At 45.1% G+C, this 18406-nt stretch carries 22 protein-coding genes and 1 riboswitch; of the genes, 4 read left to right on the top strand and 18 right to left on the bottom strand.

Annotated elements, in window-relative coordinates; genetic code table 11:
* Window positions 1-28: 28 nt before the first annotated feature.
* From QP794_RS20735 to QP794_RS20725, 3 genes are read right to left on the bottom strand one after another with little or no spacing between them, the layout of a single operon-like run.
* Window positions 29-667, bottom strand: a complete 639-nt coding sequence (locus QP794_RS20735) for a hypothetical protein (protein ID WP_285078676.1) — start codon at window positions 665-667, stop codon at window positions 29-31.
* Window positions 636-1742 (bottom strand): glycosyltransferase, encoded by a 1107-nt coding sequence (locus tag QP794_RS20730; RefSeq protein ID WP_285078675.1) that lies wholly within the window; start codon window positions 1740-1742, stop codon window positions 636-638. The genes QP794_RS20735 and QP794_RS20730 overlap by 32 nt, the downstream gene beginning before the upstream one ends.
* Window positions 1720-2379 carry a glycosyltransferase family 2 protein gene (locus tag QP794_RS20725; RefSeq protein WP_285078674.1) on the bottom strand — a complete coding sequence of 220 codons (660 nt, stop codon included), beginning with the start codon at window positions 2377-2379 and terminating at the stop codon, window positions 1720-1722. The genes QP794_RS20730 and QP794_RS20725 overlap by 23 nt, the downstream gene beginning before the upstream one ends.
* 187 nt (window positions 2380-2566) lie before the next feature.
* Between QP794_RS20725 and QP794_RS20720 the strand changes: the two genes are divergently transcribed.
* The 4 genes from QP794_RS20720 (at window position 2567) to QP794_RS20705 (ending at window position 4605) form a co-directional block, all read left to right on the top strand.
* On the top strand, window positions 2567-3307 hold the full coding sequence (locus QP794_RS20720) for a GT-D fold domain-containing protein (protein ID WP_285078673.1): 741 nt from the start codon (window positions 2567-2569) through the stop codon (window positions 3305-3307).
* Between the two features lie 184 nt (window positions 3308-3491).
* On the top strand, window positions 3492-3761 hold the full coding sequence (locus QP794_RS20715) for a hypothetical protein (RefSeq protein WP_094936936.1): 270 nt from the start codon (window positions 3492-3494) through the stop codon (window positions 3759-3761).
* Window positions 3762-3962: 201 nt separating this feature from the next.
* Complete coding sequence (locus tag QP794_RS20710; RefSeq protein WP_285078672.1) at window positions 3963-4199, top strand: hypothetical protein; 237 nt, start codon at window positions 3963-3965, stop codon at window positions 4197-4199.
* A 217-nt stretch (window positions 4200-4416) separates the two neighbouring features.
* Window positions 4417-4605, top strand: coding sequence for a hypothetical protein (locus tag QP794_RS20705; protein WP_285078671.1), 189 nt, complete (start codon window positions 4417-4419; stop codon window positions 4603-4605).
* Between the two features lie 24 nt (window positions 4606-4629).
* On the opposite strand, the gene QP794_RS20700 is transcribed toward QP794_RS20705, so the two are convergent.
* The 15 genes from QP794_RS20700 to QP794_RS20630 all read right to left on the bottom strand — a co-directional run bounded on the left by QP794_RS20700 (window position 4630) and on the right by QP794_RS20630 (window position 18283).
* Window positions 4630-5385: a peptidoglycan recognition protein family protein gene (locus QP794_RS20700; protein ID WP_285078670.1), complete on the bottom strand. Its 756-nt coding sequence runs from the start codon at window positions 5383-5385 to the stop codon at window positions 4630-4632.
* Window positions 5385-5837: a phage holin family protein gene (locus tag QP794_RS20695; protein WP_285078669.1), complete on the bottom strand. Its 453-nt coding sequence runs from the start codon at window positions 5835-5837 to the stop codon at window positions 5385-5387. The genes QP794_RS20700 and QP794_RS20695 overlap by 1 nt, the downstream gene beginning before the upstream one ends.
* Before the next feature lie 138 nt (window positions 5838-5975).
* Window positions 5976-6461 (bottom strand): GerW family sporulation protein, encoded by a 486-nt coding sequence (gene ytfJ / locus QP794_RS20690; RefSeq protein ID WP_285078668.1) that lies wholly within the window; start codon window positions 6459-6461, stop codon window positions 5976-5978.
* Window positions 6462-6640: 179 nt separating this feature from the next.
* Window positions 6641-7372 (bottom strand): DUF2953 domain-containing protein, encoded by a 732-nt coding sequence (locus tag QP794_RS20685; protein WP_285078667.1) that lies wholly within the window; start codon window positions 7370-7372, stop codon window positions 6641-6643.
* Window positions 7373-7559: 187 nt separating this feature from the next.
* Window positions 7560-8222, bottom strand: coding sequence for an SMC-Scp complex subunit ScpB (gene scpB / locus QP794_RS20680; RefSeq protein WP_285078666.1), 663 nt, complete (start codon window positions 8220-8222; stop codon window positions 7560-7562).
* Entirely contained in the window at window positions 8191-8991 is an 801-nt protein-coding gene (locus tag QP794_RS20675; protein WP_024630942.1) for a segregation and condensation protein A, read from the bottom strand. Before QP794_RS20675 ends, scpB begins: the two co-directional genes overlap by 32 nt.
* 102 nt (window positions 8992-9093) lie before the next feature.
* Window positions 9094-9561 carry a 6,7-dimethyl-8-ribityllumazine synthase gene (gene ribH, locus QP794_RS20670; protein WP_024630943.1) on the bottom strand — a complete coding sequence of 156 codons (468 nt, stop codon included), beginning with the start codon at window positions 9559-9561 and terminating at the stop codon, window positions 9094-9096.
* A 90-nt stretch (window positions 9562-9651) separates the two neighbouring features.
* A complete protein-coding gene (locus tag QP794_RS20665) occupies window positions 9652-10890 on the bottom strand; it encodes a bifunctional 3,4-dihydroxy-2-butanone-4-phosphate synthase/GTP cyclohydrolase II (RefSeq protein WP_024630944.1) in 1239 nt (412 codons plus the stop codon).
* A 61-nt stretch (window positions 10891-10951) separates the two neighbouring features.
* Window positions 10952-11620: a riboflavin synthase gene (ribE, locus tag QP794_RS20660; protein ID WP_079349448.1), complete on the bottom strand. Its 669-nt coding sequence runs from the start codon at window positions 11618-11620 to the stop codon at window positions 10952-10954.
* A 40-nt stretch (window positions 11621-11660) separates the two neighbouring features.
* Window positions 11661-12764, bottom strand: coding sequence for a bifunctional diaminohydroxyphosphoribosylaminopyrimidine deaminase/5-amino-6-(5-phosphoribosylamino)uracil reductase RibD (gene ribD, locus QP794_RS20655; protein WP_179282958.1), 1104 nt, complete (start codon window positions 12762-12764; stop codon window positions 11661-11663).
* 357 nt (window positions 12765-13121) lie between these two features.
* Window positions 13122-13285: riboswitch (FMN riboswitch) on the bottom strand.
* 148 nt (window positions 13286-13433) lie between these two features.
* On the bottom strand, window positions 13434-13865 hold the full coding sequence (locus QP794_RS20650) for a peptidylprolyl isomerase (protein ID WP_024630947.1): 432 nt from the start codon (window positions 13863-13865) through the stop codon (window positions 13434-13436).
* A gap of 222 nt (window positions 13866-14087) precedes the next feature.
* On the bottom strand, window positions 14088-15419 hold the full coding sequence (lysA, locus tag QP794_RS20645) for a diaminopimelate decarboxylase (protein WP_285078665.1): 1332 nt from the start codon (window positions 15417-15419) through the stop codon (window positions 14088-14090).
* A gap of 104 nt (window positions 15420-15523) precedes the next feature.
* Window positions 15524-17131, bottom strand: a complete 1608-nt coding sequence (locus QP794_RS20640; protein WP_483311933.1) for a spore germination protein — start codon at window positions 17129-17131, stop codon at window positions 15524-15526.
* A gap of 86 nt (window positions 17132-17217) precedes the next feature.
* A complete protein-coding gene (locus tag QP794_RS20635) occupies window positions 17218-17640 on the bottom strand; it encodes a stage V sporulation protein AB (protein WP_024630950.1) in 423 nt (140 codons plus the stop codon).
* Window positions 17627-18283 carry a stage V sporulation protein AA gene (locus QP794_RS20630; protein WP_285078663.1) on the bottom strand — a complete coding sequence of 219 codons (657 nt, stop codon included), beginning with the start codon at window positions 18281-18283 and terminating at the stop codon, window positions 17627-17629. Before QP794_RS20630 ends, QP794_RS20635 begins: the two co-directional genes overlap by 14 nt.
* Window positions 18284-18406 lie beyond the last annotated feature (123 nt).

Below are 18406 nucleotides of genomic sequence, written 5' to 3'. Positions count from 1 at the left end.
ATTAAGATCAAATAAACAGAAAAGACCCCTACATTAGAGGGGCCGGTCTATTGGGCAATTCATCTATAATTTGAGCGACCTGTTCTGCTCGTTCCTTTATTTCATATTCATCGGCAGTAATCAGATGAACATGAGAGCAGTATTTGCCATGCTCATAAATTCGCTCTGGTGTAATAAACACAACGTCAGCAACAGCTTCCATCTTGTGCTTGTCTTTTTCAAATCGGTCGGGATCCGTAAGTGAATCGAATACAACCAGATTAGGATATGATGTCTCCACCGAACTTGCCAAGCGGCTGTCATTCACCCAATAGATGACTCTTTCACCCTGAAACAACGGACGAACATTCTGACCAACACGAGCCACGACAAAATTCGGAAGCTCAGGTTGAGGATACTCCAATGCATCCACCTGATAAAACTCATCACTGGAATTTATATAAATCACATGATAACCAATCGCCGCAAGTTCTCTTAACAGTCGTTGTGGCCGACGCCCAAATCGTTCACTGTGAAAATCTATAGCAGGCAGATATACAATGGTTGTATTGGTTTTGGGCACATATTTTTCAAAATTGAACTCACTCATTTGAACCTCTATTTTTTCAACTTCAATTGGCGGCTTAGCCGCCTGGCTACCGAAAATTCGTTTGAACATCTGTTTCATCCGCGTTGCCTCCTATCACCTGATTGATCATTTTGACAGCTTCCATAGCCCTGCTGTCCCAGCCATTAGCTCTTGCCACCTTTGCACGGGCAGCGATTTTGGCCTCGCTATTCTCACTAATTGCTTTCTGAAGCATCTGCCCACAATTATGACGATCCATAAAGTAGGTTACATCACTGTATTTATTGACGATTTCCTCCATACGTGTCGTTATAACAGGCTTGCCCGCAGACAAATATTCGTAATATTTAATCGGGTCACATCCACGGATCATTTCTGTCAGCTTGAATGGCACAATACAAACATCAAATTGGGCAATATAAGCGGGAAGAACTCTGTAATCCTTATGTGGAAGACAAGTTATATTCGGATGCACAATGTTCTTTTGATACAGAGCATTGTTTCCTATCAGAACTACATGATATCCCTTGTCTGCAATGTCGGTAATAAGTGAATAGTCCACCCATGAAGCCATAGCCCCATGGAATCCCACAACCTTTTGTTCCTCCTTAACTTCGGGAAAGTCTGCCGGTATGGGGAGTGATACACGCGCTTTCTTAAAGTGCTCATAATCCGCCCCATTCGGGCACATAAAGATCGGTTTGCCGTCATTTTTATGAGCTTCGTACATCACCTTAGCCGTTGTAGCAATAAGATCTGCTCGTTCAAAACATTTTGGAATGTAATCCTTCCACACCGCAAATTCATCGGCTGAATTGTCCAAGTAGTCAAATACGGTAAAATCAAAATTACGACCATCCCTATAGTTATACTGACCTGGACTTGAGAACCAGAGTACCTTTTTTCCTTTGACTAGATGGTCATAGTTAATACCCTTTTGCACAAGGAAGAGGTCGTCATTCAATTTTTCAATCGGACGGCTCTGTTTCTTATACGTTTCTTCGTTAATAAAAATAGCACGCACCCCTGGAATCTTGGAAAATGCCGTCATTAATTGCTGTGGACGTTGAAACAACAGATTCCAATCGAGTGCAGGCGGATATATGATCGTCATTTCAATGCTTTCAAAACATGCGTTTTTCTGCCTACTTCTATGTACCAGCCAATTCAGCAACCAACTCCACTCCTTCCTCATAGGCATGAACCGGACGAAGCCGTGTATCCACATATAGTCCATAACCAAGCTGCTGAGCCTGCTCACAGAAAGGAGCATCCTCACCAATCGGATGTGAACCATATCGAACTCCCGCTTCAATAACTTCGCGTTTAATCAGATACACGGCACCTGTCAAATCAACGGGGATTACGCCCTCGCTGAATTTTTGTACGTGCTTTCCACCAATCATTGCATTATGAGCCTTTAATCTTGGGTGATTTCGAATCAGCATGGCACAGATGTCCTTTTCATTTTCGAGTATGCGCTCCAGGCTCTGTTCAGGAATAATGATATCTGTATCAATGGAAAACAGATAATCACAATCTGATTTCAGAAACTCATCCAAAAGTATATTTCTTAGTTGCGCCAGATGGTGATAGGAGTATTGACCGCGCAAATTACCGTATGTCTTGCCCAAGTTATGAGTCATGTACGAGATTTGATGATCATTTAAAATTTGTTCTGTCTGATCTTCACTATCATTCAAAATGTAAAAAAATCGCTTGTCTACTTTCTGTTGCTTGAGCGACTGCAAGTGCCGCTCCATAATCCATGCCCGGTTTCTCACAGGAGCACCTATGAATATGTTAGCCACCGTTCATCCCTCCCCTTTCACATAGTGTAGACCGATCTTCGCCAATCTTCAGCGTGTCCAACAAAAAAGACTTTTCACTCAAAAGAGGAGAGAGAATGAACCGTTTCTTCTATTCTATAAAAGAAGGAGCTGATGAACATGTACAACAAGGACTTGAATCATTTCAATCAAAAAGAGGGTGAAAAGCGTGCTTGGGAGCGTTGAATTAATTCATAACTGGTTCCAAAAGGCTTCGGATGGAGAACCTCATGCTTCCGTTCGATTCGGGGATGCTTCCAATACTATTCTGGCCCATGGAACTGTCCTAACCATGGATTTCATCCAATCCCATTACGGGTGGGTGAATGATCCCACATACTGTGGCATTACGCTACCCAATGCAGGAGCAAGAGAGATCATTGTACACTGCCTGAGAGAAGCCGATTATGTTGGTCACTTGACACAGACGGATCACTGGTATTTCAGACCCTTGTTTGATATGTGTCTAGCGTATTACAAGATTAAGCCCAAGAAGACATTTTACGCGTTTGAAAATAATTACATCGCCCGGTTTAAGCTGTTCTATGAAACGTTCAAAACCATGCCCATACTCATCTGTGGAGCCAAGGCCGAACAATACAAAGAAGTTCTGGAACGCCGTTACGGTTGGACAGGTATCGTAGCAACTGTGGACTGTCCCTCTTGGTCTCATGTGAGCGCAGCCTCTAAAGAAATGGAAAACATCCATAAAAAAACACCTTGGAAACTGGCTCTTGTATGTGCAGGGGCACCTGGCAAAGTATTAGCCATTAAATCAAAAGAACTTGGCTCTGTAGGTGTTGATTTCGGTTCAGGAGCAGATGTTGCCATTCAGGCAGACAGCGAAAATCTGTACGCTTGGGACTACGAGGGATTTCCCGATTATTGGGAAGGAAGACCAAAAAAATGACCCTTCAAGGGTCTTTTTTTGTTGAGTATAGACAGAATTTATGTGAAATTCATTGCTGTAGTAGTTATTGATAAATTGAACTAACTGACTTATTATTGTTAAGATAACTCCTAATCTAACCTGGTTTAGACTTGCATAAAAAGAGGAGCACTACTTAGACTATTCAATCGTTGGAGGGAATGTAATGGCGTACTCGCAGTCAAAGACCGAAGCAGTGGCAACTCACTTAAGAAATAGATTCATGGAAGGCAATGTAGAGGGGCACGAAATCGTTGTTGCTCTGATTAGTATGGTTAAAGCTCAGAAAATTAACATAGACGACGTCGCTCCCATTCTGTTTAATGTTTTTTTTGATAATCCGCAAGGCATTTTATCAGCACTTGAAAAAGCCAGTACATTGGTTGATGATGAGTTAATTGATTCAATCATCAATGAGGTAAACGAGAACGCCTAATCTTACATACTAGGGGAGATTCATTGAAATCCATCTGACCTTTTATTTTGTTTTTTTGTTCTCCCCCTCATTTCAGATTTATTTAGTTTATATTGGCTTGCTTATGTGCTTCGCGTTATTTTCCATCTCACCCTGCTTATTCTAAGAATAGACCTTGGCAGAATGACAGGAGAAAAGGAATTAACGAAGGGAGCAACACGTATGGATCAAGTAAATAAAGCAATTCTATTTTTAGCAGTCATTGAAACCATGCTTGAAGCACTGCACCATATCGAAGTGGACCAGACAGAACTTGTTGATTCGCTAGTTATGCTAGGTTTCGATCCCATTAACATTTTATACGAAACCAATACCATTAGATCCTTCCAGAAAGTGTGCAGAGCCTTTGCAGAACTCGATTTTGCAGATGAAGCCCTTTCCGCTTTTTTACAAGATTAGCTATACAGTTTCAGTATTTAGAATTGACCGGATATATGTTTTTTTGCAAAACGAAGCCAAAAAAGTAGAGCCTCAAGTCATTGGACTTGGGGCTCTACTTTTTTCTGTTTTACATCAGACGGCTTAACATCCTTCCTCTGAACTCGTATAGAACATGAAGGAGACATCACGGATATCTCCTTCTTCAACATGACCTATTTAACGAAAGGATGGTTATATGAACCAAGCAGGTGTAGAACATGTTACAGACCATTTAAATCACTCAGTAATTGGAGTGGTGGATTCAACCTTGTTTCACTCACAATATGAGCATGAACATCCTACCAAAATTGTGATCATACAAAATTATTATTTTTTGAAAGACGCGGCTCATTTTAATGATTGGTTAAAAGAACGTTGCGAATAATCCTCTCTTTACCTTATCGTCCACTCAAGCTTTTTGGCGTCTTCGTTCATCAATCAAAACCTTCAACATGAGCAATTCCCCGTAGGTGAGCTTCTTCTTGCGCACTTTCTCCACCCATGCCCATTCGTCAATGATTTTGTCGTTATAGGCATCTCCTATGTATTTATCAAGTTCATTCCATGTCCATTGAGCATAATCCAGCACTTTATTCATATCATAATCCTCCGTAGCCACTTCTTCCTTAAGTGGACTTAATTTAGAATTGACTGCTTGCTTAAACCTTTCATATTCCTCAGGTTTTTTGATCCAAGGTAATGGACATTCCTTCCACCCAACAACTTCTTTATGTGTAAAGAACACATTGGGAAAGCCACGTTCACTAATCAAATAGACTGCAAGGTCTACAACGTTATTAAATGTATCCTCATGAATGCTGCCGTCCTTCTCAATACACATTTCAATTCCCACTGTGCTATTGTTTGGATACGTTCCAAGATGGGATAAAGCTTCCTTTGTATACGTCTCACTCCCGCAATGGTATGCAAGTTCATCATCTGGAAGGCTATTATAGATGGAAGTTCGATCTACAGAGTAATGTGCACTTGCATAACGACCTTTCCCAATTTGCTGTGCTAAGCTCGCAAAATATTTACTAATGTTTCTTGCCGATGCTCCTGGAGAAGCCGTATAATGCATAACAATTCCTCGTTTAGCCTTCAGTTTCATTCCCGCTCGACTATATTTATTAACAGGTATGTAGTCCTTGGTAATCGGAAGCATTACATCTTCTCCTTCCCTTCAGATTGATCTTCCTCACCCCGAAGCTTGAAAAGAGCAGAAGTGATAAATTTCGGTACAGGAAGTCCTAATTTTCCCATGTTCTCGAGAATACTTATTCCTTCAGTACCGATGATGAACATCAGCATGGCATCTCTCATAAAGTCGTTGGAATTGCCCGAAACTATATCCAGTTGATGAGCAATAATGACGAATACAAATGTCAGTGACTTGCGAGCAAGTCCCCACCATCCAACCCTGCTGGAAAGTTCCTTTTTGTACCAAGCAGATAACACACCTGTCATGTAATCCAACCCCACAAAAATCGTTACTGCAATAAACAGGTGATCCATCCCTCCAACCAAGTACACCATGGCAGACAACAGCCATCCACATAAAACCGTAAAGATCGTATCTCTTTGCAAATTGCCTTCCCCCTTCAATATCTTTTTCATGTTGTTTAGGTTAGGCGGAACAAGGGGATAAGTCTCATGAGATGTTGTTGCCTTTGTTTATTCTCCTCAGCATTCCACTATGTGAACAGCAAAAATCCCTTTCGCATATTCGCTGCGGAAGGGATCTTCTCTGAATCATTAGCTGAACGTAGAAGGATCAGGTGTGACAGGAATGCCTGACTCTGGAGTTTGTGCTGTATTCCGACTGCGGAACATGTCCTGAATTCTATCCATCACATATGGGGTGGAATCGATCAGTTTCTCGAACAGGTGAGTTGAATTGTCAAGCGGAACGATGTGAACGCCCTGTTTGCCAACCACCAGGAACGCGATAGGACGAATGGATACGCCGCCCCCGCTTCCGCCTCCAAATGGTGAGGCAACCGAAGCAGAGCTGGCATGCTCAGTTGTACTGGTCCCCCCGCTTCCCCCTTTGCTGCTTCCTTCATTTACATGAAAATCACTGCCACCGGCAGCAAATCCGAATCCCACTTTACTAATTGGCAGGATTACGGTACCGTCAGGTGTTTCAACCGCATCGCCCACGATTGTATTGACATCCACCATGGCCTTGATATTTTCCATTGCGGTTTCCATTAAGCCTTGAATTGGATGATCTGACATTTAAATTCCCTCCAGTTTCAATTTAAGCTAGGTTTGATCTAACCATATCATCCCCAAAGTTGAAGGGACTTATGTAAGCCAGCCATTTAACAAAACCTCTAAACTTGAAACTGCTGACTCGTTAAAATAAAACCCGCCAGTTGGAACAAACTGTGGAAAATATCCGCTAATTCACACACTTATGTGTGCGCTTTGCTGTGTTGTCTTTTGAGCTTTATCTTGCGTCTGCGCCGCTGCTCTTTTAAAAGTTTGAACCACATACGCCATCCTCCCTCAACCTGGAGCACCCGGGTTAACAACGTAAGTCCTGCGATTAGGACTGCTGTAATCCGAATTTTCAGCTTCCAATCCAGCTCGGTTTGGAACTCCATTTCATCTTCCCACACAGGCACAACCTGTAACTTTGGCGTTTGTTCAAAATGGATTTGATAAGAGATGTATCCAATGATGATGGACTTGATACTCCACACCCAACCTATGAGAACAGCCGTATACGCTGCATCGCCGATGCCAACACGGGTAGACCAGGACAGATCAGTCATATGTACACGAGAAAGTGTTTGCTTGATCCAGAGCTTCAATGCTTCCGTTGCCCTGAGCATGACTTTTACATCCTTAGCCCACTTTTTGACTTTACGTTTGTTAACACGCTCGTTGCTCTGGGCTTCTCCCCTCGAATGACTCATACGCTGCTCCGTCTTCACCAGAAAACCTTCCTTCATATTGCGAAAGACGATGCTGGGAATTTCATAGTTAATACGCACAATGCCATATAGCAGACGAACCGTAATCTTGGCATAATCATCATGATTATGTTTCCTGAATGTAAAATGCACATGAACATACGAGATGAGGACTGCGACAAGAAGCAGTGCGATCAACAAGCCGATTCCTCCAAGCCAAATCCACACAGGCCTTACCTCCAAGCCCTCAATTCTTTTCTCGTCTAGTATGACACTCTATATAGGAAAAAATTCACGTCCGACCTGAAAATTCCATTTATTCTTTGAAACATCACCTTGCAATCCATTCCGATAACACGTCAAAAAAACCGGCACCCCGACAGGGTACCGGTTTTGGATCGATCCAGCTTCAACGTTATGAATCCATAGGATCATCTTGATTAGTTATATCGATTGTATTTGCATCGTCTTCCAGGCTCGAATTGTCTAGGTCCAGATCCACATGCTGCACATCCAATTTTTCAAAGAGCAGCTGAGTTTCTTCCTCCAGATTTTCGGAATCTTCAAACAATCCTGGCTCAGGCAGATCTTTGAGCGAAGCCAAACCAAAGTAATCCAGGAAAGACTTGGTAGTGCCGTATAGAATCGGGCGTCCAATCGCTTCAGCTCGTCCCACTTCCTGAATGAGATCCTTGTTCACAAGCGTATGGATGGCGCGTTCGGATTTCACACCACGGATTTCTTCAATCTCTACCCGCGTGATAGGTTGACGATAAGCCACAATAGCGAGTGTCTCCAAAGCTGCCTGGGATAAAGAGGTACGTGATGGAGAATAGGCCAATTTCTCAAAATAAGCCGCATGTTCCGGTAACGTACCCAGTTGGACTACCCCTGCAATTTTAAGAATTTGTACACCACGTCCCTGATTGGCAAATTCAGCGATCATTTCCTCTATCGCATCCGACACCAGTTCGGTACGTTGATCCACGATTTCGGCGATTTGTTTGATACTCAGACCTTCTTCTCCGGACAAAAACAGCAGGCCTTCAATAATCGATTTCAATTTCGGAAAATCCATGATTCTTTGTTTCCCCTCTCCACTCCATAACGATATCCTCAAACATCCGCTCCTGATAACAGACAATCTGCTTCATCTTCATCAGCTCCAGCACCGCCAAAAAGGTCACGACAATCTCATGCCGATAAATTTGGTTATCCAGCAGCTTGGAGAATAACAGTCTGCCTCCCGGTCCCATACTTTCCAACGCACCGATGACATCGCGAATGCGATCCTTAACCGAAATCTCATCCCGTTGGATGCGAGTTACGGTTGTACGCTTCTCCGCTTTACGTAGCGCCTTCTGGAAGGCTGCAATCAGATCCGAGGTATGCAAACCCTCGACCGGATTTGATTGTGCTTCTACAGGCATATACGGTCGCAAATCCTCGGGCTCTTTGGAGAAAATAAGGCTGCGTTCCCACTCCCGTTCGTGCAAGTGACGCGCAATTCCCTTGTATTTGCGATATTCAATCAGACGTGCAATCAGTTCTGCACGTGGATCATAATCTTCATCTTCCATATATGCATAATCCTCAAAGTCCTCGATTACCGGTGGTTTGGGCAGTAATAGTTTGCTCTTGATCGACAGAAGAGTCGCCGCCATTACCAGAAATTCACTCGTAATATCCAGCTCCAGCTCCTGCATCGAATGCAGATACGCCATATATTGATCGGTAATATCGCTGATGGGAATATCCTGGATATGAATCTCTGCCTTATCGATCAGATGAAGCAGCAGATCCAAAGGCCCTTCAAAAGTCTCCAGTTTGTATGTAACTACCGTCACTAGACGAATCCTCCCGCCAGAAAAATAAAAACCCCCGCTAAGCCGCCGAATCCGGTCTCCCGTTTTCGTCTGCGCAGAGCAGGGCACTATATTAAATAAGCACTATTTTAGCTGTTTCGTCAAGTTCGCCATTTCAATTGCGGCAGTAGCTGCATCCCAGCCTTTGTTTCCTGCCTTTGTTCCGGCACGCTCGATGGCCTGTTCGATATTCTCCGTCGTAACCAAGCCGAAGATGGTTGGCACGCCTGTTTTCAGGTTAATTGCGGCTACACCCTTAGCCATCTCATTGCACACATAATCATAATGTGTCGTTGAACCGCGGATCACCGTTCCCAACGTAATGACAGCATCGTATTTGCCACTTTCGGCCATTTTTTGTGCAATCAACGGGATTTCAAAGGCACCCGGAACCCAGGCTACATCCACTTCATCATCTTGAACACCGTGACGTTTGAATGCATCCAGCGCTCCGCTAAGCAATTTGCTAGTAATGAACTCGTTAAAACGTCCTACGACTACTCCATATTTTAATCCTTCCGATACCAAATGTCCTTCAAAAAAGTGTGGCATTCAAGTCATCTCCCTAATTATTTTTTATGATGTACACTGCTGATCTTCGGGCAAAAAATTTCAACTCTTTTTTACCATCAGAAAAGCTGCTCAGTTTTTTTCTTCATTCTGCTCGATATCGTCGAACTTCAACATATGACCAAGCTTCGCCTGCTTCGTGTGCAAGTAGACCGTATTATCCTCGTTCTCTTCCATCTGAATCGAAACTCGTTCCACCACTTCAAGCCCGTAACCTTCGAGTCCTTTAATTTTCCGTGGATTGTTGGTTAACAACCTAATTTGACGAACGCCAAGATCCTTGAGAATTTGGGCTCCAATGCCATAATCACGAAGATCGGCGGCAAATCCAAGCTTCAGATTGGCATCCACCGTGTCCAGACCTTCCTCTTGCAGCTTGTAGGCTTTGAGCTTGTTGATCAGTCCAATACCACGGCCTTCCTGTCTCATATAAAGCAGAACGCCGTTGCCTTCGTCATGAATCTGTTTCAATGCTGCATCGAATTGTGGACCACAGTCACAGCGATGAGAATGGAACACATCTCCTGTGAGACATTCGGAGTGTACTCGGACCAGAACAGGCTTGGAACCGTCAATTTCGCCTTTAACCAAAGCGATATGCTCTTTGTTGTCCACCGCATTTGTATAAGCAACCGCCTGGAATTCACCGAAGTCCGTTGGCATGCGCACAGCCACTTCGCGTTGAACCAGCTGTTCCTTTTCATTCCGATAACGAATCATGTCCTGAATGCTGATCAACTTCAGATCATGTTTGCGAGCGATCTCCTGCAGATCCGGAAGTCTGGCCATCGTGCCATCTTCCTTGATCACTTCACAAATTACACCAGCCGGATAGGAACCACACATAATGGCGAGATCTACAGCCGCTTCAGTATGTCCGGCGCGCCGCAGTACACCGCCATCTTTAGCGATGAGTGGGAACATGTGGCCCGGCTTGCGGAAATCTCCACTTTTCGCTTCGGGATCAATCAGACCTTTCACGGTAATGGAGCGTTCATGAGCCGAGATGCCCGTTGTGGTGTCTTTATGGTCTACAGAGACGGTGAAAGCTGTCCCATGAAAATCTGTATTTTGCTGAACCATGGGTTTCAGGTTGAGTTCGTCAGCACGTTGCTGCGTAATGGGAACACACACCAGACCTCTGCCTTCTGTAATCATGAAATTGATCACTTCAGGTGTAGCCTTTTCGGCCAAAGCGATAAAGTCGCCTTCATTCTCCCGATCTTCATCATCCACCACGATGACGGGTTTTCCCCGCATGAGATCGTAGATAGCTTCCTCTATAGAATTCAGAATGGACTGCTCTGACATAGGTCCCCCTCCAGTTTCCATTTCAATATATTTGTATTTGTATTTGTATTGAACGGATGAATTAAGCAAATCCGTGATTAGCGAGAAAATCCTCACTGATACTTCGCGGCTTACCTGCACCGTTCTCCTGATGTCCCTTACCATAGTGGAGCAGATGATCCACATATTTACCCAGAATATCACACTCGATATTGATGGTATCGCCTGTCTTTTTGACATTTAATACGGTCTCACCAATCGTATGTGGAATAATGGATACTGTGAATGCAGTCTGTGAAGTTTGCACAACCGTTAGACTGATTCCATCCAGGGTTACAGACCCCTTGGGTATTAAATATTTAAACAACTGCGTATCATCAGGTTTGATCTCGAAAACAATCGCATTCTGGTCACGAGTAATGCTGCCAATGACTCCGGTACCATCGACATGGCCCTGAACGATATGCCCGCCAAAACGACCACCTGAGAGCATGGCTCGCTCCAAATTGACTTTGCTGCCGGATTGCAATTGACTGAGATTGGTATGTCGATATGTTTCAGGCATCACATCGGCAGTAAAACCATCACCCTCCAGGGTTGTCGCAGTTAAGCATACCCCGTTTACAGCTACGCTATCACCAATCTTCAAGTCGTTCATGATGGCGGAAGCTCCGATATTCAGGACCATCGCTTCGCCTTTCCGACCAATGCGCCGGATCTGACCGACTTCTTCCACCAAACCGGTAAACATGCTGCCGCCTCCTTTATTTATTTCGTTATAACAAGCTCATTTATTCAGGCCAAACCGGAATTCCGCCAATGCTAATATTATCTCCAACTTGCTCAATTTCCAGCTGATGTAATTGAATCGCCTGGCTCATGCGCTCAACTCCCTCGAAGCGGAAACTGCCTGGCGTATCGTATCCTCCGACAATTTTCGGAGCAATGAACATAAGCAGTCGGTCTACCAATCGCGCTTCCAGCATGGCCCCATTCAATGTGCCCCCGCCTTCAAGCAGAATCGATCCGATCTCACGCTCACCGAGCTTGCTGAGTGCATTTAGTAGATCTACACGTGGTCCAGGACCACAGCGGATAATTTCCACACCGTAGGCTTCCAGTCGCTCAGCCGCTTCAGGACTTGCCTCATCCGTTGTAAGCACCCATGTCGGTACAAGTCCATCCTTGACCATTTTAGAGCCTACAGGCAGACGCAGCTTGGAATCTACTACGATTCGCACCGGGCTGATGCCTTCCACTTGCAATCTTGTCGTGAGCTCCGGATTGTCTGCAATCACGGTTTCTACACCAACCATAATGCCCTGATGTCGATGACGAAGGGCATGCACGATCTCCCGAGCCGACTCGTTGGAGATCCATTTGCTGTCCCCGCTACGAGTTGCAATTTTGCCATCCAGTGTAGAGGCAGTCTTTAAAGTCACAAAGGGGAGACCTGTTGTAATGTATTTAATGAATTTCTCATTCATGCGTCTGCCGCGCTCACGCAGTACACCAACTTCGACTTCAATCCCTTGTTGACGCAGCATGCTGATGCCTCTGCCGGATACTTGCGGATTCGGATCTTCGCAGCATACGACGACACGTTTCACTTTTTCATGAATAAGGCGTTCGCTGCATGGTGGAGTCTTGCCGTAATGACTACAAGGTTCGAGTGTAACGTACACTGTACTGCCTTCTGCATCATTGCCCGCCATGTTCAATGCATGAACCTCTGCATGGCCCGTCCCCCGTTTGAGATGACTTCCGAGGCCCACGATACGTCCTTCTTTTACAACGACACAACCTACTACCGGATTGATTCCGGTCTGTCCTTGTGCCCGTTCTGCCATATCCAGTGCCAACGCCATATAAAATTCATCATTAATCATTTCCAAGTCCGTTCACCCCACGGTTAAAATCTCAGTTATAGACCTCCCTTCCAACAGAGAGGCATGTTCCATATCCAATAAAAAATCCCCGTCGAACAAACCGTTCGATGGGGATGATGAGAGACATGTGTCACCAGCAGTAGTATGGATACAGGCCAACAACACTTCGCCCAAAGCTTCATTTCAGGCAAGTGAAAGCAGACACATACCTTAATGAACTTCAATTACAGGTAAAGAGCTTCTATGATGTGGCATATGTATGAAGATTGCCGGAATTAACCGGATTTCTCCCTGCACAGGAAATGAATTCGTCACAAACTGTACAGCAACACTACTGCGGAATGCGGCCCATTAGGACAGCACCCTCTCCTTCTCCCATCCAGACTATACTGTCGGTTCTGGAATTACACCAGATCAGCCATCTGCCACAGGCAGACGGGTCACGGACTTTGCATCAATGCTGGATAGATATCCTCACATACTGCATCACCGCCGGTAGGGAATTACACCCTGCCCTGAAGGATTCGTTGCGTTATTAATTGGATGTTAGCACTTTAACGCCAAAAAATCAATTGTTTTTTGTTCCTTTTTGTCACATACTAACTTTTAATAAGCTTAAGTGTAAATAAAAACCGCTTCGCTAATTGCGAAACGGTTTGTGTAAGATCTTATGGATTAAGCTTCTACAACTTCAACAGTTTCCATTTTGTCGCGACCTTCGAAAGCGTCTACGAACTCCATACCTTTGGTTACTTTACCAAATACAGTATGTTGTCCATCCAAATGTGGTTGCGGTTGGTAGCAGATGTAGAACTGGCTTCCGCCTGTGTTACGGCCTGCATGTGCCATAGCCAATGTTCCGCGCTCATGTTTGTTCGGGTTGATTTCACAGTTGATTGTGTAACCTGGACCGCCTGCACCGCTACCGTTAGGGCAGCCGCCTTGAGCTACAAAGCCCGGAATAACACGGTGGAATACAAGACCGTTGTAGAAACCGGAGTTAGCCAGTTTCTCAAAGTTTGCCACTGTGTTTGGAGCTTCTTGATCGAACAGATCGATTACAACTTCTCCGCCGTTTGCCATTTTGATTTTCGCTTGTTTCGCCATATGTAAATGACTCCTTTCGTATTGACCATCGTTAATGGTGCCAGAACGCATGACCCTGGGCCAAGCTTTATAGCACTTTTCTTAGTGTACACCGAAATGGGATTGATCGCAAAATAATCAGCAAGATTTTTTCGAAATCCTGGCCTAAAGACGCAAAAGAAGACAAAAAAGGATTGTCCTTTTTTGTCTTCTTCATATAATGCTCCGCTATTTACACTTCAATTAACGGATAACTGGCTGTTTGGCAATGCGCTCAGGTACCAGATCATTCTGAATGATGTCCTGATACGTCTCACGGCGTACGACAACATCCCCTTGACCATCTTTGACAAACACCACTGCCGGACGACGGATCCGGTTATAGTTGCTGGCCATGGAGTAGTTATACGCGCCTGTGCAAGCTACTGCGAGCAAATCTCCGCTTTGCACTTTAGGCAGGTCCAGATCCCAGATCAACATATCGCCGCTCTCACAGCATTTACCTGCAACAGATACGGTCTCCTGGGCAGCTTCATGTGCACGGTTAGCCAATACAGCTTCATATTTGGACTCATACAGTGCTGGACGTGGATTATCGGTCATCCCACCATCCACTGCCACGTATTTACGAACCCCCGGAATATCTTTGCTCGTTCCAACGGTGTAAAGCGTTGTTCCAGCTTCACCCACGATACTGCGGCCTGGTTCAACCCAGATCTCAGGCACAGCATAGCCGATTTGGGCAAAATGATTTTTCACTGCATCCGTGATGGCTTTCACGTACTGTGAAACTTCAAGTGGCGTATCTCCATCGATATAACGGATACCGAAGCCACCGCCCAGGTTAACCACTTTGAAAGCAACGTTAAGGCGCTCATACACATCTGCTGCAAACTCTGCAACGCGCTGAACAGCCATTTGGAAGCCTTCAACCTCAAAAATTTGCGATCCGATGTGTGAATGCACCCCGAGCAATACCAGATTAGACTGCTTGGAAGCCAATTCAATAGCTTCAAATGCCGTTCCGTTTCCGATATCGAATCCAAATTTGGAATCCGTTTGTCCTGTCGAGATATATTCATGCGTGTGCGCTTCAACACCAGGCGTCACACGCAGTAAGATGTTCACCTTGCGATTTTTGTCTGCGGCTACAGCTTGCAGCAAGTGCAGTTCATTGAAGTTATCCACAACGAAGCAGCCAATCTCTGCATCAAGCGCCATTTCGATCTCTTCCAGCGTTTTGTTGTTACCGTGGAAGTGAATGCGCTCAGCCGGGAAGCCAGCTTGCAATGCCGTAAACAATTCCCCATCGGATACGACATCCAGGGAAAGTCCTTCTTCCGCAGCAAGAGCACACATTGCCATTACGCAGAATGCTTTACTTGCATAAGCCACCTGGAAGCCCAGGCCTGAAGCTCGGAATGCTTCCATGTACTCTCTGCAGCGCTCGCGAACCAATTGCTCGTCCACAACATACAGGGGAGTTCCAAATTGTTCTTTCAGGTCAGTTGCATCGACTCCGCCAATTTCCAGATGCCCCTGTGCATTTATTTTACTTGTACCATGTAAATACATATTCTGCATTCCTCACTTTTTTATATACTGGAACAGCTGTTATTCCAATGATTTTACACCAGTATATCAAATTAGAAAATGAGAAGAATGGATTTTTCGGCTGATCATTTGTGTTTTTTACTTTTTTCCAGTTTCCCGTCTGGATCATCGTCCATTTTGGTATTGTCACGCGTTTTATTGATTGAAGGACGTTTTTTATTCTCCAATAGCGGTAAACGGAACAAAAAGTTACCCAAAGCCTTTGCATTAAACGGTATGAACGGCCAGAGATACGAAGAGTTGTACGAGCGATGCAAGGTGAGAGCTACGATAATAAACGTCGTCCCGACAACGAATCCAGGAACCTTGAAGATCGCCACAGCCACTAACAAGAACAACCTGACCAACCGATTCGCCAAACCAAGCTCATAACTGGGGGTTGCAAACATGCCGATCGCGGCGATAGCCATATACAGTACAACTTCATTCACAAAATAACCCGTTTTCACAGCGATATCCCCGACCAAAATGGCCGCAATCAAACCCATGGCCGAAGCGAGTGGCGTAGGGGTATGTACTGCTGCCATCCGTAATAAATCCACCCCGAATTCAATAAGCAGGAACTGCAAAATCAGCGGCAATTTTGCATTCTCGTGAGGACCGATGAACTCCATTCCTGTTGGTTTGATGGCAGGGTCAATAACCATCAACAACCATAACGGCAGCAGGAAAAGCGAAATCAGAATACCTCCAAATCGTACCCAGCGCAGATAGGTTCCCATAAACGCTGTCTGTCTGTTCTCTTCCGCATGCTCGCATAAGTCAAAAAAAGTCGTCGGCAGAATCATCACACTGGGTGATGTATCTACAAAAATAACAACCCGTCCGTCAATCAGATGGGAAGCCGTCACATCCGGTCTTTCCGAATAGCGAACTAACGGATACGGGTGCCATCCCTTGTTAATAATCGCCTCTTCAAGCTGCTTATCGGCAGCAGGGATGCCGTCGATATTCACACGTTTGATCTTTTCACGAACGGAATCCACCTGAACCTTGTCCACGATATCGTCAATATATACAACACAGACATCCGTTTGAGATCTCCGGCCTACCTGCATAATTTCAAATTTTAATCCAGGGTCCCGTATTCTTCGACGCACTAACGCCACGTTGGTCAGAAGTGTCTCCGTGAACCCGTCTCTTGAACCACGCACCACTCTCTCCAGCGAAGGTTCCTCTGGTGAGCGTACTGGATAGCTGCGCGTATCCATAATAATGACGGAACGGTCCCCTTCAACAAACATGGCACTCATGCCTGTGAGGACCTTGTTGATGACGGCACTCATTTTCTCCACTCGCTCAACTTGAATATGAGGAATGTAACATTCGAAATACGACTTTAATGCATGTCCGGACACTTGCTCCGGTGTAAGATAGGTTAACCTTTTTAATACTTCGAGCAGAATCTCATCTTTCGCAAATCCAGTCAGCAGCAACAATCCAACGCGTTTGCCGCCCAAGACCATTTCCCTCATATTCACATCGAAGGACTCTCCAAGTCCCAACACTTGCTGAAGCGTATATTTGTTATCACTCATGCGAGGGGAGATATCGTCGTTTTCCTGCCAATATTTCACCGATTCCTCGATACTGTCAGACATTTCATTTTGCTTCTTCTTTTGGTGAGCCTTCTTTTCTTCTTCCTCCTGAATCTCATAATTAGATTGATGCATCTTCTCTTCGGATGCTGCTTCGTTGGAGTCCTGCCCGTCGTTGCCCGATCGTACGTCCATTTCCCATCCTCCTTTGGCCTAACGTTCTAACGCTGGTATACAAAAAAGTCAAACAGGGAGCCTGTCATCTTCCCCAAAATCATGGCAAGCAGCAATCCAAACAAATAAGATTTCATGCCCAGTCGTTTCGCCAGTACAGGAAGCACATTAAGCACTTCCGTGAGTGCCGCAGCAAGCAGACCAATGAACACACCGCAAAATAGTCCGATGATCGGGCTGAGCAGCAGTACGCCATGAACTTTCCAGTGCCAAAAATCCGCAACGGTACCGAGCAGCGAACCTCCAATCAAGGCCCCTTCATACCAATGGGTTTTATCGTAAGTACGCGTAAGCTGTGCCAATCTGGGGATCATATCGAGCACGAGAATCAGCGCAATTACACCACTTCCTACGGCGATTCCCCCCGCAATTCCCAGCACAATGCTGATTGCTCCGTTAAGAACGCTCATCCGCATTCATCTCCCTGCGTTCCTCTTCATGTATACGTTCGGTTTCTTCAATCACTACGTACTTGTCTACATTTTGCTGATATAGGAACATTTCTACTTCCAAAGGGGTAGGTTCTTCATTCCACTTTTTCTTGAATAAATGATTGAAGAACACGGCCATACCAAACCCGATCCCGATAGAATACGCCACCTGAAACAGATACGGATGCTCATCCCGGCGGCCTGTAATCATCTCTACAATTCGAATCTGAACTTCCTGCATGTTGACGTCTGCATGAAAATTCATAATAGTCAATGCTGATCCAAAGAAAAGCAGCAGCCACACCAAGATAAACAGAGATTTGGAAGGCTTGCCACTTCCCACAACCACCTCAACGAGCGTATGGCCCGATCCGATTAATTCAACGGTGACATCTGGCAAGACCCGACGGATCTGAGGAATGATCTGCAATATATCAATGAGGATTAGATTGCCGTCCTCCGGTCCGGGGCGCAGCAATTCGAGCTCAAGCAGCTTTCTTTCCTGTTCTTCGGGAGAGGTGAGCAAGTGAGCGACATCTCCAAGCTTGACGCTTCGGCCCCTCTGGATGCGAATACGGCTGCGCAAACGAACATAGACCGTTGGAGTGGGTGTCAGTGACATCCGAAACACTCCTTTACTGCGTAATTTAGGTTAGTATTTGAAGAATGTGCAAATTTATTACATTCTGTTGGAAAAAGGTTGTGTGGACCCTGCGGGCGCTTCGGGATGGATCGGCCACGGTCG

The sequence above is a fragment of the Paenibacillus sp. UMB7766-LJ446 genome (assembly GCF_030226665.1).
Taxonomy (GTDB): domain Bacteria; phylum Bacillota; class Bacilli; order Paenibacillales; family Paenibacillaceae; genus Paenibacillus; species Paenibacillus vandeheii.
The sequence above is the reverse complement of the archived record's forward strand: the minus strand, read 5'-3'. Positions and strand labels throughout refer to the sequence as shown.

Bases quoted from the DNA above. Each gene is read 5' to 3' on its own strand.
- QP794_RS20735 (WP_285078676.1), bottom strand. From the start codon at position 667: ATGAAACAGATGTTCAAACGAATTTTCGGTAGCCAGGCGGCTAAGCCG.
- QP794_RS20715 (WP_094936936.1), top strand. From the start codon at position 3,492: ATGGCGTACTCGCAGTCAAAGACCGAAGCAGTGGCAACTCACTTAAGA.
- QP794_RS20710 (WP_285078672.1), top strand. From the start codon at position 3,963: ATGGATCAAGTAAATAAAGCAATTCTATTTTTAGCAGTCATTGAAACC.
- QP794_RS20705 (WP_285078671.1), top strand. From the start codon at position 4,417: ATGAACCAAGCAGGTGTAGAACATGTTACAGACCATTTAAATCACTCA.
- QP794_RS20700 (WP_285078670.1), bottom strand. From the start codon at position 5,385: ATGCTTCCGATTACCAAGGACTACATACCTGTTAATAAATATAGTCGA.
- QP794_RS20695 (WP_285078669.1), bottom strand. From the start codon at position 5,837: ATGAAAAAGATATTGAAGGGGGAAGGCAATTTGCAAAGAGATACGATC.
- ytfJ (WP_285078668.1), bottom strand. From the start codon at position 6,461: ATGTCAGATCATCCAATTCAAGGCTTAATGGAAACCGCAATGGAAAAT.
- scpB (WP_285078666.1), bottom strand. From the start codon at position 8,222: ATGGATTTTCCGAAATTGAAATCGATTATTGAAGGCCTGCTGTTTTTG.
- ribH (WP_024630943.1), bottom strand. From the start codon at position 9,561: ATGCCACACTTTTTTGAAGGACATTTGGTATCGGAAGGATTAAAATAT.
- QP794_RS20665 (WP_024630944.1), bottom strand. From the start codon at position 10,890: ATGTCAGAGCAGTCCATTCTGAATTCTATAGAGGAAGCTATCTACGAT.
- ribE (WP_079349448.1), bottom strand. From the start codon at position 11,620: ATGTTTACCGGTTTGGTGGAAGAAGTCGGTCAGATCCGGCGCATTGGT.
- QP794_RS20650 (WP_024630947.1), bottom strand. From the start codon at position 13,865: ATGGCGAAACAAGCGAAAATCAAAATGGCAAACGGCGGAGAAGTTGTA.
- lysA (WP_285078665.1), bottom strand. From the start codon at position 15,419: ATGTATTTACATGGTACAAGTAAAATAAATGCACAGGGGCATCTGGAA.
- QP794_RS20640 (WP_483311933.1), bottom strand. From the start codon at position 17,131: ATGCATCAATCTAATTATGAGATTCAGGAGGAAGAAGAAAAGAAGGCT.
- QP794_RS20635 (WP_024630950.1), bottom strand. From the start codon at position 17,640: ATGAGCGTTCTTAACGGAGCAATCAGCATTGTGCTGGGAATTGCGGGG.
- QP794_RS20630 (WP_285078663.1), bottom strand. From the start codon at position 18,283: ATGTCACTGACACCCACTCCAACGGTCTATGTTCGTTTGCGCAGCCGT.